Consider the following 16,746-nt stretch of genomic DNA (forward strand, 5'->3'; position numbering starts at 1 on the left):
GGCGCCGGAACACGAGACATCCAAGATGGAACCCTGGCTTCGAGCCGCCGCCAACGATGCGGCGCTGATGAGTGATTTCAAGACGGTCTGCGGCTTTGGCGGACGCATGTCCGGCAGCGGGCAGGACGATGCCGCCATGGCGTGGGCCATGGCGCGCGCCGGGGAGGTAGCCGCAGCCGCCCGGACGCTGACCGTGCCCTACGATGCCTGGCGTTGCGGGGCCGCCAACCTGGAATTGCTGGGGGCGGCGCGCCAGCCCTTGGCTTGCCGGCCTTTGCTGCGCTCGGCGTCCACGCCGGAGGGCGGGCTGGAATTGGACGTCGTCGACGCGGGGCGTGGGCGTCCCGAGGATTTCGCCCGGCTCGGCGATCGGGCGCGCGGCCGCGCCGTGCTGGTGCGCCACGAGTACCCGTTCACCGGCGACCACGTGCACCGGCGCCGCAAGTACGACATGGCGGTTGAGGCGGGCGCCGCGGCGTTCCTGATCGCCAACAATGTGCCCGGCCAAGGCGTGCTGTCCGGCTCGTCGGGCAGGCCGCGCGGCGGCGCGGGCATTCCCGCGGCCTACATCGACCATGAAGGGGGCGCGGCGCTGGCGTCCGCCTGCGAGGCGGGGGCGGCGCGCGTGCGCATCGCGGTCAGCGGCGAGGAGGTCGAAGACGCGCGCGCAAGCGTCGGCATCGCGGAGATTCCGGGCGGCCGCGATGGCGTGATCGTCATCAGCGCCCACATGGACGGGCACGATCTGGGCGTCAGCGCGCTGGACAACGGCACGGGCGTGGCGGCCGCGCTGGCCGCGTTCCGAGCGCTGGCGGCGCGGGTCGGGCCGGACACGCCCAGCCTGCGGCTTTGCTTTTTCTGCGCCGAGGAATGGGCGCTGACCGGTTCGGCGCGCTACTTGGCGGAACTCGCGCCCGCCGAGCGGGCGCGCATCAAGTTCGACATCAATCTCGATACGGTGGCCGGCGATGCAAGCCTGACGGCGCTGATCAGCGATTTCCCGGCGCTGGCGGCGGTCGTGAAGGATGCCGGCGACGCCAGCGGCGTGGCGGTGGGGACCTGGCTGCCCTTGATGCCGAATTCCGACCATGCCAACTTTGCGCGCCATGGCATTCCGGCATTGCGCCTGCTGGCCGGATTCGGCAAGCCGGAGTCGCGCGTCAACAACATTCTGTCGGCGGGCGACGTCCCCGCCATCATCGAGGAAGCCGAGTTGCGCCAGGCCGTGGCGGTCACTTGCGCGTTGGCGGACGCCGCCTTGCGGATGAGCGACGCGCAGCTCGCGTCCTTGGCGTCCAGATAGACAGCGGGCGCGCTACTGCCTGCCCAGGCTGATGCCGTCGCGGATGCGCCGGAAGGCGGGCAGGGCGGCCGCCATGCCGTCGCGCGTGGTGGTGCAGTTCATGGAGACCCGCAGCGTGAGGGTATCGACGAGCGCGGTGTATTGCAGCAGCCGCTCGCGATCCGGCCCGCCGGCGGGCGGGGCGACGAAGTCCACGCCCCGGGCCCCGTGCAGCTCGAATGCCTGGCGTTCTTCGAGCCCTACGCCGTGCTCGGCCTGCGCGGCCTTGGCGGCGACCAGCCGGGCCTCCGCCGTAAGGGGCGTGCCCGCGCCGGGACGGGTCTTCAGCGTCTTGCGCGGCGCAGCGAAGCCGATGCCGCACAGCGCGTCGGCGGCCCCCGCCGAGGGTGGAGCGCCGGTGGCGCTGGCAATCTGGACGAGCACGTCGAACTCCGGCGTGCGGCCGGTGCGCAGGATCTGGTAGGGGGCGGGCACCGTTACACCGAAGCCGCGCGCCGGGTCGGCATACTGGCGCCTGGTGCTTGAGGAAGGCTGCGGCGCCTGGCCCTCGGTCTGGAAACGCACCGGCAGCATCACGATTTCCTTTTCGGCCGCCATGTCGGGAGCGAAGGCGGGCAGCGGGCTCGCCCGGCGGACCATGCCGGAGGCGGCGTTGTCCACGGCGACATAGCCAGAGGAACTTGCCAACTCCACCTTATCGATCTTGCCGTCGCGCAGGACGGTCAGGCGCAGGCGCAGGTTGAGCGGACCTTCCAGGTCGCGGGCTTCCTTGGGCATGGAGAGGTGGCGCTGCAACTGGCGCACCACGGCGTTGCTCCATTCTGCGCGGGATGCAGGGACGGCGGCCGCAGCGGCGGCGGACGCGCACAGCACGATCGCGGCCATCGCCGATGCGCGGAGCGGCCAATTCATGTCGGGAGTTCTCCTGGGTGACCGGGGCCCGGCGGGCGGCCGGACGCGTGGCCGCAGCATAACCCGGCCGCGCATCCGGCGCGTCAGGCCTGGCCCAACGCCAGGTCGTCGAACAGCAGGTCGCCGCCCATCTGGCCGCCCTTGAGCATCAGTTCCATGCCATCCATGCGCGGGTCATCGCTGCGCGCGATGCTGACGGTGACGCCCGGCGCGAGCACGCAGCGAAACGCCAAGCCCCACAGGCCCAGCGCCAGCGTAGCCTGGCTGGAGGTGTCGCCGCCTGCGATGCCGATGCGGCCGAGCCGCTGGCCGGCCTGCGCGCAGCCTTGCACGATGGCGGCGGCCAGCCGGGCGGTGGCGCGGGCGGTGGCCGCGGTATGTTCCGCGGCGGGCGCGTGGCCGGGGCTGTCGGTATGCACCAGCACGTTCTTGCCCTGCGCCAGCGCGGCGATGGCCTGCCGGGCCTGTGCGGCGGCGTAGCCCTCATCAGCGAGAAGCTGCTCCACGCGCAGCGGCTGGCGCATGTAGTGGCGGCAGGCGGCGATCTGCCTGGCCGTGACGGGCGACAGGCTGCCCGCCATGACCAGCACCGGCCCGGCGGCGGCCGGCAACGGGGCGGGCGCGAGGCTTGCGCGGGCGCCCGGCATGGCGCGGGCCAGCGCCTGCTGCACGCTGCTGGGGCCGACGGCCAGCAGCGGCAGGCAGGAGGCGGCTCGCCAGATCAGGCGGCCGATGACGGGCAGTTGCTCGTCGTCGACCAGGTCCAGCAACAAGGGGCCGTCGGTCGTTTCGATGATCTGGTCGATCCAATGCTCCAGCGCGGGCGCGTCCGCCGCCTGCCGCAGGCGGGGGTAGGCCGTGTGCGGCACGGAGCGCACGTCGAGCAGGCCTTGCGCCGCAAGATGCCGCCGCAGGTCCGCTTCGTGCATGGGCGTGACAGGGTGCGCGCTCATGACCGGATGGCGGTCGATGCGATGGATCTCGGGGGCGGAGCCCGCGCGGGCGAACAGCTGGGCGAAGCTGCAATAGCGTCCGATGCTGGGTTGGCCGCCCACGATGGGCACCAGCGGGTTGGGCATGTGGCGGCGCAGCTCCTGGACGGCGGCGCCGATGTTGCCGACGTGGGGCGCGCTGTCGAAGGTGGAACAGCATTTGTAGTGCAGCACGCGCGCGCCCGTGCCGGCCATGAAGCGGCCCACGCCGCGCAGCTCCACCTGCATATCCGCGGGAGCCATGCCCCGGGCCGCGCCCGCGATGCCGATGGCGTCCAGCGGGCCGGCCCGCCGCAACTGCTCCGCCGTGGGCACGCCCAGGAACAGCAGGCTGCGCAGGCCGGCGCGGGAAACCTCCGCGAGCGTGTCGGTGGCTCCGGTGAAATCGTCGCCGTACCAGGACACTCGCGGCGGAACGGGGCCGCGCTCGCCGCCGCTCATGCGCGGTTTCCGAAGAAGTCGATCGCGCGCCGCAGCTCGGGCGCCTGGCGCGCATGGTCTTCCAGGCTTTGCCCCTCGCGCATCGCCTGCCAGGCCTGGCGGATGCTCAGCACGCCGGCCGCCGGGCCGTCCGGATGGGCGAGGATGCCGCCGCCCGACATGAACAGCAGGTCGTCGCTGCGCACGGCGGACCAGGTGGCGGGCACGGTGCCCGCCCATTGGCCGGACGAGAAAGCGGGCATGACGGGGTCGTCGATGCCATACGTAAGCGACGCCAGGCAATCGCGCGCGGAGTCCACGACTTCGCGATCGTCCTGCGAGAACTTGCCTTGCAGGCCGTGGACGTGCATATGGTCCACGCCGGCCAGGCGCCACAGCGTCTGGTAGGCCTGGAAGCCCATGCCCAGCAGGGCGTGGCGCGACAGCGCGCCGTAGCCGTTGCGGTGGCCGTGCAGGACCAGGGGCGTGCTGCGGCGCAGGGTCTGGATGGCGGAATAGCCGCAGTGGTTCAGGCTGGCCATGACGCAGGTGCCTCCCTCGCTTTCGATGAGGTCGGCGTGGCGGCGCATGGCGTCGGTCTCGTCGGTGATATTGAACGCCACCATCACCTGGCGGCCGGTGCGTTCGCGGTGGGCGCGCACCACGGCCATGACGGCCGCCACGCGCTGCGCCAGGGGCGCATGGGCCGGGTTGGCGCAGACCTCGTCGTCCTTGATGAAATCGACGCCGGCGGCGCATAGCTGGGCCACCAGGTGCGCGGTCTGCTCGGGCGACAGGCCCACGTTCGGCTTGATGATGGTGCCCACCAGCGGCCCGCTCGCCACGCCCGTCAGTTCGCGCGTGCCCGCGATGCCGGCCCGCGGCAGGTCGAACTGCGCTCGGTAGTTCGCCGGCAGCTCCATGCTTTCCAGGCGCAGGCCGGTCACTTCGCCCAGGTCGTACAGGTTGCCGCCGACCGTGGCCGCCAGCGTCGGCAGGTTGGCGCCGACATTGGCGACCGGAAAGGCGATGCGCACGCGGGCGCGCCGGTACCGGGACGGCATCCCGCCCGGCTGGCGCGCCAGCCAGGCGTTGGGCAGGCTGGGGGCGTCGGCGGAATCCAGCTCCTCGATGGATTCGACCCGCGCGCGGGCGCGGGCGCGAAGTTCATCGGTTTCGCCCTGCACGCGGGTGAACGTGCCGCAGGACTGCTCGCCGGCCATGACCTCCGCGACCCGGGCGGGATCCATGGGCGTTTCGATCAGGTAGGTGGCGGTAAACGATTGGGAATTCATGGTGGCGGTATGCGGCGATGGCGGACGGGGCGCGTCAGAGGCGGCTCAGGTCGGGGAAGGGGCGGACGGGGTCCTTGCCGTCCCAGTCGCGGGCGCTGTCCCGGATCAGGTCGAACATGCGGCCCTTGGGGCCGGCCACTTCGGACAATTCGATCACGGTGCCGGGGTGGTATTCGGTGTCGAAGTAGATGAAGCGGCCTTTTTCGCCCACTTCGCCGCTCATCTTGGGCTTGAAGCCCTGCGCCAGCAGGCGCTCCAGGTCGGCGTCGTAGTTCTCCGTCCAGTAGGCCACGTGTTGCAGGCCGGTGCGGCCGGCTTGCAGGAAATCGCGGTACATGGAGGGCACGTCGTTGCGGGTCTGGATCAGCTCGACCTGCACGAAGCCGGAGTTGGCCAGTGCCACCGAATTGTGCGGTTCATGGCTGGCGCCGTCGTACCGGTAGTTCACGATGGGCACGCGCGGGTTGTAGTACCAGGGGCCCACGCCCAGCGTGGCGCTCCAGTAGTCCATGGCGGCTTCGATATCGTGCACCACATAACCGAGTTGGCGGATTTCGCCCAGGAAACGACTCATGATGGATCTTTGCGGAAGAAGGGTTGGAGAGTGTGGGGAAGGCGCGGCCCGGATCGGGCCGCGGGCCTCACAGGAAACCGATGGAGAACCAGGGGAAGGCGGCCACGATGACCAGGCCCACCAGCAGGGCGGCGATATAGCCCCAGATCGGGCCGATACCCTCGTTCGGATCGACGCGGCTGATGGCGCATGCGCCGTAGTAGCCCACGCCGAAGGGCGGCGCGAACAGGCCGATGCCCATCGCGAAGATCACGACCATCGCGTAGTGGACTTCATGCACGCCCGCCTGCGCCGCGATCGGGAACAGCAGCGGGCCGAACAGCACGATGGCGGGGATGCCTTCCAGCACGCTGCCCAGGATGATGAAGGCCACGATGGACACGGCCAGGAATCCGTAGGCGCCGCCGGGCATGCCGGCCATCAGGCGGGCCAGGTCGCCCGAGAAACCCGATTGCGTCAGCGCCCAGGCCATGGCCGTGGCGCAGCCCACGATCAGCATGATGGCGCCGGAGAGCGAAGCCGTCTCGATCAGCATGGGCTTGAGGCGCGCCCAATCGAAGCGCCGGTAGATCAGCAGTCCGATGATCGCGGAATAAACGATGCCGATGGTGGAGACCTCGGTGGCGGTCGCCACGCCTTCGACCACCGCGGCGCGGATCACGAAGGGCAGCGCCACCGCGGGCAGCGCGATCACGAAATAGCGGCCGATTTCCCTGGGCGTGAAACGCTGGGCCAGGCTCAGGTCTTCCTTGCGGTAGCGCCACCACACCACCGAGCACAGCGCCAGGCCCAGCACCACGGCGGGCAGCAGGCCGCCGGTGAACAGCGCCGCGATGGACACGCCCGTCACCGAGCCGATGGTGATGAGGACGATCGAGGGCGGAATGGTCTCGGTCTGCGCGCCGGTGGCCGACAGCAGCGCGACCAGGTCTCCGGGCTTGGCGCCGCGCTTCTGCATTTCGGGGAACAGCACCGGCGCGATGGCCGCCATGTCGGCGATCTTGGAGCCCGATATGCCCGACACCAGGTACATGGCGCCGATCAGCACATAGGACAGCCCGCCACGCACATGGCCCAGCAGGCTGGCGAGGAACTGGATCATGGCGCGAGCCATGCCGGTCATTTCGATCAGCGATCCCAGGAAGATGAACAGCGGCACGGCCAGCAGCATCAGATGGGACATGCCTTCGTCCAGCCGGCCCACCATAACCAACATGGGGGTGTTGGTGGTCAGGACCAGGTAGGAGAAGGTCGCCAGCGCGAACGAGAAGGCGATCGGCACGCCCGCGAAGACGGTGGCGGCGACGATGCCGACGAAGAAGATCAGCAGGTTCAGCTTGCCCAGCGGGGAGAACAGCGGCTGGGCCAGCCAGAACAGCGCCACCACGGCCGCCGCGCCTGCCAGCGCCGCCAGCATCTGGGCCAGGGTCTGCGTGCGCACCAGCCGCAGCAGGGCCACCACGGCCATCAGCCCCATGCCGACCGGGATGGCGGCGGCGCGCCAGGCGTTGCTCAGTTCCAGAGCGGGCGTGATGATGAAGTGTTCCTCATGCGCATACTCGATGGCGGGCGCGAGGATCAGCGCCAGGAAGGCCAGCGATGCGGCCAGGGCGACGGTCTCCAGCTGCGCGCGCCGCGCGGGGCCGACATTGTTGACCAGCGCGGTCATGCGCATGTGCTCGCCGCGCCGCAGCGCGACGACCGCGCCCAGCATGGACAGCCACAGGAACAGGATGGATGCGAGCTCGTCGGACCAGACCAGCGGGCTGTGGAACGCGTAGCGCGCCACTACGCCCGCGAACAGCACGGCGATCTCGACCAGCACGATGGCCGCCGCCACGTGTTCGACCACGCAGCCCAGCAGTCCGTCTAGCGCGCCGGCGGCCCGGCGCAGGGGGTGGGCCGGCAGCAGGGGCGGCGCGGCGTGGGGAGCGGACAGGGAGGACATGGCGCGACCTCAGGCCAGCTTGCCGACGGCCTGCTCCAGTAGGGCCCAGGCCTCGTTGCCGAAGCGGCCCTGCCATTCCTTGTAGAAACCGGCGCTGCGCAACTGCTGGCGGAAACTGTCGGCGGACGGCTGGTTGAACAGCAGGCCCTTGCCTTCCAGGTCCGACTGCACAGAGGCGTTGAGCTTCTTGATGTCCTCGCGCTGCGCCAGGCCGGCTTCGTTGATGCCGCGGGCCACGACCGTCTTCAGGTCTTCCGGCAGGCCTTCCCACATGCGGCCGTTGGCGATGAACCAGTAGCCGTCCCAGATATGGTTGGTGAGCGAGCAGTACTTCTGCACTTCGTACAGCTTGGCGACCTGGATGATGGGCAGCGGGTTCTCCTGGGCGTCCACCACCTTGGTCTGCAGCGACGAATAGACTTCGCTGAATTGCAGGCTGGCCGGGGCGGCGCCCAGGCCCTTGAACATGGAGATCGGCAGCGAGCTCACCGGCACGCGGATCTTCAGGCCCTCCATGTCGGCCGCCGTGTTGACGGGCGCCTTGCTGCTGGTGGTCTGGCGGAAGCCGTTGTCCCACATTTTTTCGAAGGCGTACAGGCGGCGCTGCGCGATGGCGGCGCGCACGTGCGCGCCCAGCGCGCCGTCCATGGCGCTCCAGACCTGGTTGTAGTCCTTGAAGGCGAAGCCGACGGCGTTGATCGCGGCGACCGGCACCAGGGTCGCGATGACCAGCGCCGAAGGCGTAAAGAAGTCGATGCCGCCCGAGCGCACCTGGGCCAGCATGTCGGTGTCTCCGCCCAGCTGGTTGTTCGGGAAGATCTTGATGTCCACGCGGCCGTTGCTTTCCTTGAGGATGCGTTCGGCCGCTTCCTGGGCGCGGATGTTCAGCGGGTGGGTGACGGGCAGGTTGTTGCCGTACTTGAGCGTGTAGTCGGCCGCGCGGGCGATCAGCGGGAAGCCGCTGGTCAGGGCTAGGGCGGGAACCGCGGCAAGGCGGCGCAGGGCACTGCGGCGTGTCAGCAGCTTCATGGTTGTCTCCATAAACATGGTTATGATGTTTTTTGATGTGCCACAAAAGCGCCAATCCCATGCGGCAGACTGGACAATAGTGAATTGGCGCTATCATCGTCAAACTTCTTTCATGATGGTTTTTGATGTGAATCGAATTCCTCCCGAACGCAAGCTTGCGCGGCTGGCGGACGTGGCCGCCCTGGCCGGCGTCTCCACCGCCACGGCCGACCGCGTGCTGAACCGCCGCCCCGGCGTGCGAGCCAGCACCGCGCAAAAGGTTTTCAAGGCCGCGCTCGAACTGGACTACCTGCCCGAGCAGGACATACGCTCGGCCGCCGCGCCCGAACCGATGCGGCTGGTGTTCCTGCTGCCGCGCGGCAGCAACCGTTATCTGCGCATGCTGGGCGACACGGTCAGCTACGCGCACGAGCATTTCGCGCCGCTGAACGCCAAGTGCCAGGTTGAGTACGTGGAAAGCTTCAACCCCGATGCGCTGGCGCTGGCGCTGGCCAAGCACGGCAAGCGGGCGGACGGCATTGCCTTCATGGCGCTGGAGCATCCGGCGGTGCGCGAAGCCGTCGACGCGCTTGCGCAGCAGGGCGTGCCGACGGTGACGCTGATTTCCGACATCGCCAACAGCGCGCGCGCGGCCTACGTGGGCCTGGACAACCGCGCCGCCGGCCGCACCGCGGGGTATCTCATCGCGCGCTTCATCGGCTCGCGGGCGGCGCACGTGGCGTTGATCGCCGGGTCGCGCCACTACCGGGCGCACGAGGAGCGCGAAGGGGGCTTCCTGCAGCTGTACGCGGAACAGTTCCAGGCCATGCAAGTGGTGGACTTGCGGGAGGGCTACGACGATGAGCAAAGAAACTACGAGCAGACGCGCCAGTTGCTGGAGCAATATCCCCAGCTGGCCGGCATCTACAACATCGGCGGCGCGTCGGACGGCGTGGCGCGCGCGCTGAAGGAGGCCGGCCTGCAGCACCGCGTCGTCTTCATCGGCCATGGCCTCACGCCCGACACCCGTTCGCTGCTGATAGACGGCACCATGGATGCCGTCATCACGCAAAGTCCGATGGAAGCGCTGATGAGCTGCGTGCGCATCTTCTGCAATCTGCGCGACAAGCGCAGCGCCATGAACGGCGTGGAACTGGCGCGCAGCCAGGTGGTCTTCCGGGAGAACCTGCCCTGAGCCTGGCAGGGCGCCGCCGGATTAGGGAGCCCGCACCGGTGCAGGGGCACGGGCGTATGATTTCGCGTATGGGTTCTATCAGTTGCGTACCATCGGCCGCCCGGGCCGAGCACCGGGCGGCCGCGAGGGCGTCGCGCCATGGATTACTTCCTGCCTGCCGTCCGCCTGGATGGCCCGGTCTCTCGAAGCGCTTGGATCACGGCCCGGTCACCGGCGGGTGACCACGATTTCGAGATACTCGCCGGGCACCACCATCGCGGCATCGCCAGAGCGATTGAATCGCTCGATCTGCGCCATCAGATCGCCGGTCAGCGCCGTCTGCGCCGCCGGCTCCAGCGCGCCGAAAGCCTTGAGCAGCGGCCCGTAGTAGGTCTTGAACACCTGCAGCCAGTGCTCGGGAGAGCGATAGCGGAACACGAAATCGCGCGCTTCGGTCTTGATCGAGGACGCATGCGCCCCGAACATTTCTTCGAGGCGCGCCCGCGTGCCCCAAAGCGCGGGCGACTTGATCCCGGCGGGCGGCGGCAGGTGCTTGCCGATGGTTTTGAATACCTGGCCGATGAAACCGTCCGGCGTCCAGTTGGCCAGGCCGATCTTGCCGCCCGGCCGGCACACGCGGACCAGCTCGGCGGCCGCCTTGTCCTGGTTGGGCGTGAACATGACCCCGAAGGTCGAGACGACGGCGTCGAATCCTCCATCCGGAAACGGCAGCGCTTCGGCGTCGGCTTCCTGAAACTCGATCTTCAGCCGCTCCGCGGCGGCGCGTTCGCGGGCGCGCCCGAGCAGCGCGGGCACGTAGTCGGTCGAGACGACGTCGCACCAGCGGCGCGCGGCGGCCAGCGAGGCATTGCCATTGCCGGCGGCGACGTCGAGCACCTTCTGCCCGGCTCGGACATCCAGGGATTCGCACAGCTGTTCGCCCACGATCTGCAGCGTCGTGCCGACGACGGCGTAGTCTCCGGAAGACCAGGTGGCCTGTTGGCGGGCCTTCAACGCGGCCAGGTCGGGCTGCTGCGCGGATTCACGCGCCGGGCTGCTGGCGAGGGTGGATATGGACATGGTTTGTCTCCATTGCATCGATGTGCATGCGACGGCGCTTGCCGCCGCCAGGGGGGATCGCAACCGGCGCCGCGCGGGGATGCGCGTGCCGTGCTCCCCGGAATCCACGATAGGGGCCGGCCATGGAGGCGAGCGTGGTAGCGCGCGTGGAATCGGCCGGGGAATCGGATGGAAGGGGCCTCCCCGGGCCGGACCGCTCCGTCCCCGAGGCGCTCGTCGAGCTGCGCATGCTGGGGCCGCTGACGATCCGCAGGGCAGGCAGCGTCGTCGCGCTGCCGCCTTCCCGCAAGCTGCGGGCGCTCATCGCCTACCTGGCGCTCGCGCCGCAGGCGGTCATGCGCGCCCATCTCTGCGAATTGCTGTGGGACGTTCCGAACGATCCCCGCGGCGAGCTGCGCTGGTGTCTGAGCAAGGCCAGATCCCTGCTCGACGAGCCCGGCCGGCGCAGGATCGAGACCGCGCAGGACACGGTGCGGCTGGCCCTCGGCGATTGCCACGTGGATGTCATCGAGATCGGGCGGGCGATGCAGCACGGAATCGACACGCTGGATGCGCAGCGGCTGCGCGCACTCTCCACCCTGTTCACGGGCGATTTCCTGGAAGGGCTGGAGATAGACCGCAACCCGTTTTTCAACAACTGGCTGACGGCGCAGCGGCGGCGCCTGAGGGCCTGCCAGGTCGCGGTGCTGGAACACTTGGCGGCGCGGCTTGCGGCCGGCTCCGCGGAAAGCTTCGCCTGCCTGGACCAGTGGCTGCAGCTGGCCCCGTTCGACCGGCGTGCGCATGAGCTGATGCTGGACTCGTTGGCGCATCGCGGCCAGTGGCGCGAAGGCCAGGAGCACCTGGCCGCCGCGGTGCGGGCCTTCGAGGCCGAAGGGCTGGACTGGCGGCCGCTGCGCGAGGCGTGGCGGGACGCGAAGGCCCGCCGGGCGACCGGCCCGGCCGGCGCGGAGACGTCGGCCAAGGAAGCGGCGCCACGGCCCGGCCCCCCCGACGGCGCGTTGGAGCGGTCCGGCCGCGCGTCGATCGCGGTGATGCCGTTCGTCGACGAGGCCGCGCAGCGCGGCGTGCGCGGCGGCCTGGCGGACGGCCTGGCCTACGACATCATCACGCGTCTGGCGAAGCTGCGCAGCCTGTTCGTCATCGCGCAGGGGACCGTGTTCGCGCTCGACCAGCGCAGCGTGGGCCCGGAAGAGGCCGGCCGGACGCTGAACGTGGACTACGTGGTCAGCGGCACGCTGCTCCGGCAGGACAAGCGCCTCGCCGTGTCCGTCGAACTGGTCGAATCTCGCACCGCGCGCATCGTGTGGGCGGACGTCTTCGACCACAAGCTGGACGACGCCTTTCTCGCGCTGGACGAAATCGGCAATCGGATCGTCGCCTCAATCGAGAGCGAGGTCGAAGCCGCCGAGTGCAAGCTCGCCATCCTGCGGCCGCCGAATTCCCTGGATGCCTGGCAGGCCCATCACCGCGGCCTGTGGCACATGTACCGGTTCAACCGCGAGGACAACGAGCGGGCGCGGCATTTTTTCGAGATGGCGGTGAGGCTGGATCCGACGTTTTCGCGGGCCTATGCCGGCCTGTCCTTTACCCACTGGCAGAACGCTTTCCAGCGCTGGGGCGAACGGGAGCCGGCCATCGAGCGGGCGCATGAAGCCGCCGGGCAGGGCCTGGCCGCGGATGATCGCGATCCGGCCGCGCACTGGGCCATGGGCCGGGCGCTGTGGCTGCGCGGCCGCCTGGACCAGTCCTTGACCGAATTGCAGCGCGCCGTGGACCTGAGCCCGAACTTCGCGCTGGCGCATTACACGCTCGGATTCGTCAACTGCCAGTCGGGCGACGCCGAGGCGGCGATCGGCTCGTCCGACCATTCGCGCCGGCTGAGCCCCTTCGACCCGCTGCTGTTCGGGATGCTGGCCGTCCGCGCGATCGCGCTGGTCCGCCTCGGCCGGCTCGAAGAAGCCGCCGACTGGGCCGTCCAGGCGGCGGCGCGCGTCAACGCCCACGTGCATATCCTGGCGATCGCCGCCTGCTGTCTTGCCATGATCGGCAGGGTCGAAGAGGCGTCCGTGCTGCTGGCCTCGATCCGCAAGACGGCGCCGTCCTACCGCATCGAGGATTTCCTTGCGGCGTTCCATCTCAGCCCGGAGGCCGAGGCCCTGTTCCGGGACGGCGCCCGGCGCATCGGATTGGGTTGAAGCGCCGGGCGGGCGCTCAGCCCTCGCCCAACTGCTCGACGATCCGCCGCGCCGCTTCCGCCAGCGACAGTCCGCCGTCCATGGCGGCGCGTTGCAGCCGCTCGTGCGCGGCCGGCTCGGTGAGACCGTAGCGGCTGATCAGCAGCAGCTTGGCGCGGTCGACGCGCTTGCTTTCGTCCAGCGCGCTGCGCACGCTGCTCAGTGCGTCGTCGGCGCGCTGCATGCGCAGGGCCTGCTCGCGCATCATGTCCAGTATCGAACGTTCCAGTTCCTTGCCCACGCCGTCCTGAGGGGGCGCGTCCAGGATCCGGCTCTGCACGCTGAATACCAGGCTGGGCGCGCGCCCGCTGGCGTGGTCGGCGTAGCGGCTGAGCAGCAGGCGGCGGTCGTCCAGTTCCTGGCGGGTTTCCTCGATGCGCCGGGCGCATTGCTGCGCCAGGTCCCGGGCCAGCCGGGTTTCCACATCGCGCATGGCGTCGATGCGCGCGGTGCAGAGGTCAAACCACAAGCCGGCCAGGCTGCCGTCGACGCGCTGCGCGTCCGAGGTGCGCTGCGCCATGTCGCGCATGCGCTGGACCTGGGGTTCGTGCTGGCGCGCTTGCTCCCAGTATTGCAGGGGCGCGTCCTGCGCGTATTGCGCGAAGCTGTCGAAGCTGCGCGCCTGGTTGGCGGCCAGGCCCAGCATGCGGGCTTTCTGTTCGTCGCTGAACCAGCCCGCGGTGAAGCCTGTGACGCCGCAGGCGCGTTCCTGGCCGCTCAGCTCCTTGCCCTGTATGAAGTTCAGCAGCGCCACCAGGTTGCGTGTGACGCCGGCGTCGAGCGCGGAGTCCGCGGCTTCGACGACCACGGCAAGCAGGCTGGCGATCACGAGCGTGAACCGCGAGTCGGCTTCGTGCGCCGGCAGGCGCCGCTCGCGCACCTGGTGGCGAAGGCGCGGCAGTTCGTCCAGCCGGAACAAGGCATAGGCGATGCCATTGAGCAGGCGGGCCCGGCCCGCGCCCGCCGCGGCGCCGGTCTCCAGTCCGTCCAGGAAAGCGCGCGCGTCCGTCTCGACGGCGCCGGCTTCGGCGCTCAGGCCGGCCAGCGTGGGCAGCAGGCGCTCGCTGTCGCCGCTCAGCGTCAGGTTGGAATAGCCGCGTTCCTTTTGCAGCGCATGCACCAGCGCGCTGATCCTCAGCACCAGTTCACAGGTGCCGGCCAGGGCTTCCAGGTCTCGGAGCTCGCTGCGGCGCGCGGCCAGCAGGAAGCGCAGCGGCGGCGGCATGTGGCGTTCGGCCATGGCGTGCCCTCGCGTGGGAAGTCAGGCTTGCCGGCGCAGCGGCGGGGCTGACTCGGCGGGAGCGTCGGCGATGCCGAGCACGCGGCACGCGGCGACCTGGCCGATCACAAGAATGGCGGGGCTGCGCAGCTGGAAGGCGTCCGCGTCGCGCGCCATGGCGGCCAGCGTGGACGGGCAGAGGCGCTGGCCGGGCAGGGAGGCGCGCTCTATCATCGCCACGGGAGTGTCGGCGGCCATGCCGGCCGCCAGCAGCTGCCTGCTCATGTCGTTCACCTTTGCCACTCCCATGTAGACCACCAGCGTCGTGCCGCTGCGCGCCAGCCCGGACCAGTCCGGCGTGGTGCCGTCCTGGGAATGGGCGGTGATCAGTGTAACGCCCTGGGCCAGGCCGCGCTGCGTCAGCGGGATGCCGCTCGCGCTTGCCGCGGCCAGCCCCGCGGTGATCCCGTTGATGATTTCGCAGGCCACGCCGCGGTCGCTGAGCCACTGCGCTTCTTCGCCGCCCCGTCCGAAGATGCAGGGATCGCCTCCCTTCAGCCGCGCAACTCGCAGGCCCTGCCGGGCGTAGCGCAGCATCAGGCGCTGGATGAAGTCCTGCGGGGTGGAGCGGCAGCCGCCGCGCTTGCCTACGCGCACGATGCGCGCGCCAGGGCAGTATTCGAGGATCCGCGTGTCGACCAGATCGTCGACCAGGACGACGTCGGCCCGGCCCAGGGCCTTGACCGCTTTGAGCGTCAGCAGCTCCGGATCTCCGGGGCCCGCGCCGATCAGCGAGACGGCAGGATTCATGGTGTGCGTCCTTGCGTTCATGAGTGGAGGGATACGAGGGCGAGGGTGAGCGCGATCGCGAGCACCAGGCTCAGGCCTTTCCAGAAGGCCAGCGGATTGCGCTCCAGCAGAGGCAGGCGTTCGCCGCGCCGGACTTCGTCGCCGGGATGGCGCAGCGCGTGCGTGAATTCAGAAAGCTCGGCGGTGCGCGCGCGCGGGTCGGGATGCAGAGCGCGGCTGAGCACGCCATCGATCCAGGCGGGGATTTCGCGGTCGCGGTCCAGCACCGATACATAGCAGAGGCGCAGCTGCGCGGCCCGGCTGCGGGCCCGGGCCACGCCCGGCCCGTAGGGCAGCCGGCCCGACAGCATCTGGTAGAGCATCGCGGCCAGGGAATAAAGATCGGACCGCGGCGTGCCGGCCTCGCCCAGGAAGTACTCGGGGGCGGCATACTGGGCCGTGCCCAGCACGTCCGGCGCGTAACCCGCCTGCGCCAGTTCCTCGATGCCGGCGACCTTGGCGGAGCCCAGGTCGATGATCTTCGCCGTGCCGTCCGGCGTAATGAGGACATTGTCAGGCCGCAGGTCCTGGTGCACGAGTTCGAGCCGGTGCAGGGCTTGCAGCCCGCGGGCGATCTGTTCGATGATCGCGATGGCGGGCTCCAGGGCGGGCCTGGGATTGGCGGCCATCCACTGCGTCAGGGTGCGGCCTTCGATGTACTCGCTGGCGGTGTACAGATAACGGCGCGGCCTCTTGCCAAGCCAGGCGCGCACCACGTGGCGGCTGTCGATGCGGCGGGCGATCCATTCTTCGGTCAGCAGCCGTTCCAGGTAGGCGGGATCGTGGCGCAGGTCCAGCGAGGGGATCTTGATGACGGCATGTGCGCCGCTGGCCTGATCGCGCGCCAGGTAGACGTGGCTGCGGCTGCTGGCGCGCAGTTCGTCCAGGATGCGGAAGCCTTCGAATTCCTGGCCCGGCGCCAGCAGCGGCGGACAGGGCAGGTCGCGGCTGTAGTCGCCCAGCTCGCTGCCCTGGCGGGCGGGCAGGGCGTCGATGCGGACAATCTGCACGGTGAGGTTGTCCTCGCTGCCGCGTTCGTAGGCCAGCGCCGCCAGCTTGCGGGCGGCCTCGTCGAGGCAGCCGGCGTGCGTCGCGACGGCGCCGGCCATGTCTTCCGCGCCTACGTGTTCGTAGACGCCGTCCGTGGCCAGCAGGAAGACGTCGCCCACTTCCAGCGGCTGTGAGTGGTAATCGATCTCCAGCTGAGGCGCCAGCCCCAGCGCCCGGCTCAAGCAGCTTTTGCCGTGCGCGATCCAGACACGGTGGTCTTCGGTCAGCTGTTCCAGCGCGCCGTTGCGCAGGCGGTAGAGGCGAGCGTCGCCCACGTGCAGGATGTGGGCCGTGGTCGACTTCAGGACCATGACCGTCATCGTGCAGACGTACCCGCGGTCACGGTCGGGATCATGCCGGTGGCGGGTCTGGGCGTGCAGCCAGGCGTTGGCCGCGCCCAGCACCTTTTGCGCCGATTTCTTCACCGACCAGGTTTCCGGCGTGCAGTAGTAGTCCTCCAGGAAGCTGGCGACCGCGGTTTCGCTGGCGTTGCGGCTGACCTTGCTGCTGCTGATGCCGTCCGCCAGCGCGACCGCGATGCCCTTGGCGCCCAGCAGCGGCTCGCCAGGCAGGCACAGGCCGTGGAAGTCCTGGTTGACGGGCTTCCTGCCGGGCTCGCTGTGCTGGCCCGCCGCGATTTTCAGCGAGGCGGCGCGCTCGCGGGGCGCGTGGCTGTCCATGGCGG

At 69.8% G+C, this 16,746-nt stretch carries 13 protein-coding genes; 3 read left to right on the forward strand and 10 right to left on the reverse strand.

The window, feature by feature from the left end:
- Positions 1-25 precede the first annotated feature (25 nt).
- Positions 26-1,303, forward strand: a complete 1,278-nt coding sequence (locus tag JL37_RS25095) for a M28 family peptidase (protein WP_043547699.1) — start codon at positions 26-28, stop codon at positions 1,301-1,303.
- Positions 1,304-1,315: 12 nt separating this feature from the next.
- On the opposite strand, the gene JL37_RS29830 is transcribed toward JL37_RS25095, so the two are convergent.
- From JL37_RS29830 to JL37_RS25125, 6 genes are all read right to left on the reverse strand, one after another.
- A complete protein-coding gene (locus tag JL37_RS29830; RefSeq protein WP_052097591.1) occupies positions 1,316-2,215 on the reverse strand; it encodes an energy transducer TonB in 900 nt (299 codons plus the stop codon).
- A gap of 83 nt (positions 2,216-2,298) precedes the next feature.
- A complete protein-coding gene (locus tag JL37_RS25105; protein WP_043547700.1) occupies positions 2,299-3,648 on the reverse strand; it encodes a four-carbon acid sugar kinase family protein in 1,350 nt (449 codons plus the stop codon).
- Positions 3,645-4,922 carry a ribulose-bisphosphate carboxylase large subunit family protein gene (locus JL37_RS25110; protein WP_043547701.1) on the reverse strand — a complete coding sequence of 426 codons (1,278 nt, stop codon included), beginning with the start codon at positions 4,920-4,922 and terminating at the stop codon, positions 3,645-3,647. Before JL37_RS25110 ends, JL37_RS25105 begins: the two co-directional genes overlap by 4 nt.
- Positions 4,923-4,956: 34 nt before the next feature.
- Entirely contained in the window at positions 4,957-5,496 is a 540-nt protein-coding gene (locus JL37_RS25115) for a VOC family protein (RefSeq protein ID WP_043547702.1), read from the reverse strand.
- Between the two features lie 67 nt (positions 5,497-5,563).
- On the reverse strand, positions 5,564-7,444 hold the full coding sequence (locus JL37_RS25120) for a TRAP transporter large permease subunit (protein ID WP_043547703.1): 1,881 nt from the start codon (positions 7,442-7,444) through the stop codon (positions 5,564-5,566).
- Positions 7,445-7,453: 9 nt separating this feature from the next.
- Complete coding sequence (locus JL37_RS25125; protein ID WP_043547704.1) at positions 7,454-8,473, reverse strand: TRAP transporter substrate-binding protein; 1,020 nt, start codon at positions 8,471-8,473, stop codon at positions 7,454-7,456.
- 112 nt (positions 8,474-8,585) lie between these two features.
- Here JL37_RS25125 and JL37_RS25130 point away from each other — a divergent pair, with 112 nt between their 5' ends.
- Positions 8,586-9,647 carry a LacI family DNA-binding transcriptional regulator gene (locus tag JL37_RS25130; protein WP_043547705.1) on the forward strand — a complete coding sequence of 354 codons (1,062 nt, stop codon included), beginning with the start codon at positions 8,586-8,588 and terminating at the stop codon, positions 9,645-9,647.
- Positions 9,648-9,854: 207 nt separating this feature from the next.
- Here JL37_RS25130 and JL37_RS25135 read toward each other — a convergent pair whose 3' ends face one another.
- Positions 9,855-10,706, reverse strand: coding sequence for a class I SAM-dependent methyltransferase (locus JL37_RS25135; protein ID WP_081955202.1), 852 nt, complete (start codon positions 10,704-10,706; stop codon positions 9,855-9,857).
- A gap of 122 nt (positions 10,707-10,828) precedes the next feature.
- Between JL37_RS25135 and JL37_RS25140 the strand changes: the two genes are divergently transcribed.
- Positions 10,829-12,904 (forward strand): tetratricopeptide repeat protein, encoded by a 2,076-nt coding sequence (locus JL37_RS25140; RefSeq protein WP_043547706.1) that lies wholly within the window; start codon positions 10,829-10,831, stop codon positions 12,902-12,904.
- Positions 12,905-12,920: 16 nt separating this feature from the next.
- Here JL37_RS25140 and JL37_RS25145 read toward each other — a convergent pair whose 3' ends face one another.
- Genes JL37_RS25145 through JL37_RS25155 form a run of 3 tightly spaced genes read right to left on the reverse strand, consistent with a single transcriptional unit; the run spans position 12,921 to position 16,741 of the window.
- Positions 12,921-14,183, reverse strand: a complete 1,263-nt coding sequence (locus tag JL37_RS25145; RefSeq protein WP_043547707.1) for a nitrate regulatory protein — start codon at positions 14,181-14,183, stop codon at positions 12,921-12,923.
- Positions 14,184-14,204: 21 nt separating this feature from the next.
- Complete coding sequence (gene cobA, locus JL37_RS25150; protein WP_043547708.1) at positions 14,205-14,972, reverse strand: uroporphyrinogen-III C-methyltransferase; 768 nt, start codon at positions 14,970-14,972, stop codon at positions 14,205-14,207.
- A gap of 17 nt (positions 14,973-14,989) precedes the next feature.
- Entirely contained in the window at positions 14,990-16,741 is a 1,752-nt protein-coding gene (locus JL37_RS25155) for a bifunctional protein-serine/threonine kinase/phosphatase (protein ID WP_043547709.1), read from the reverse strand.
- Positions 16,742-16,746 lie beyond the last annotated feature (5 nt).

It is taken from the genome of Achromobacter sp. RTa, from assembly GCF_000757485.1.
Lineage (GTDB): Bacteria > Pseudomonadota > Gammaproteobacteria > Burkholderiales > Burkholderiaceae_B > Achromobacter.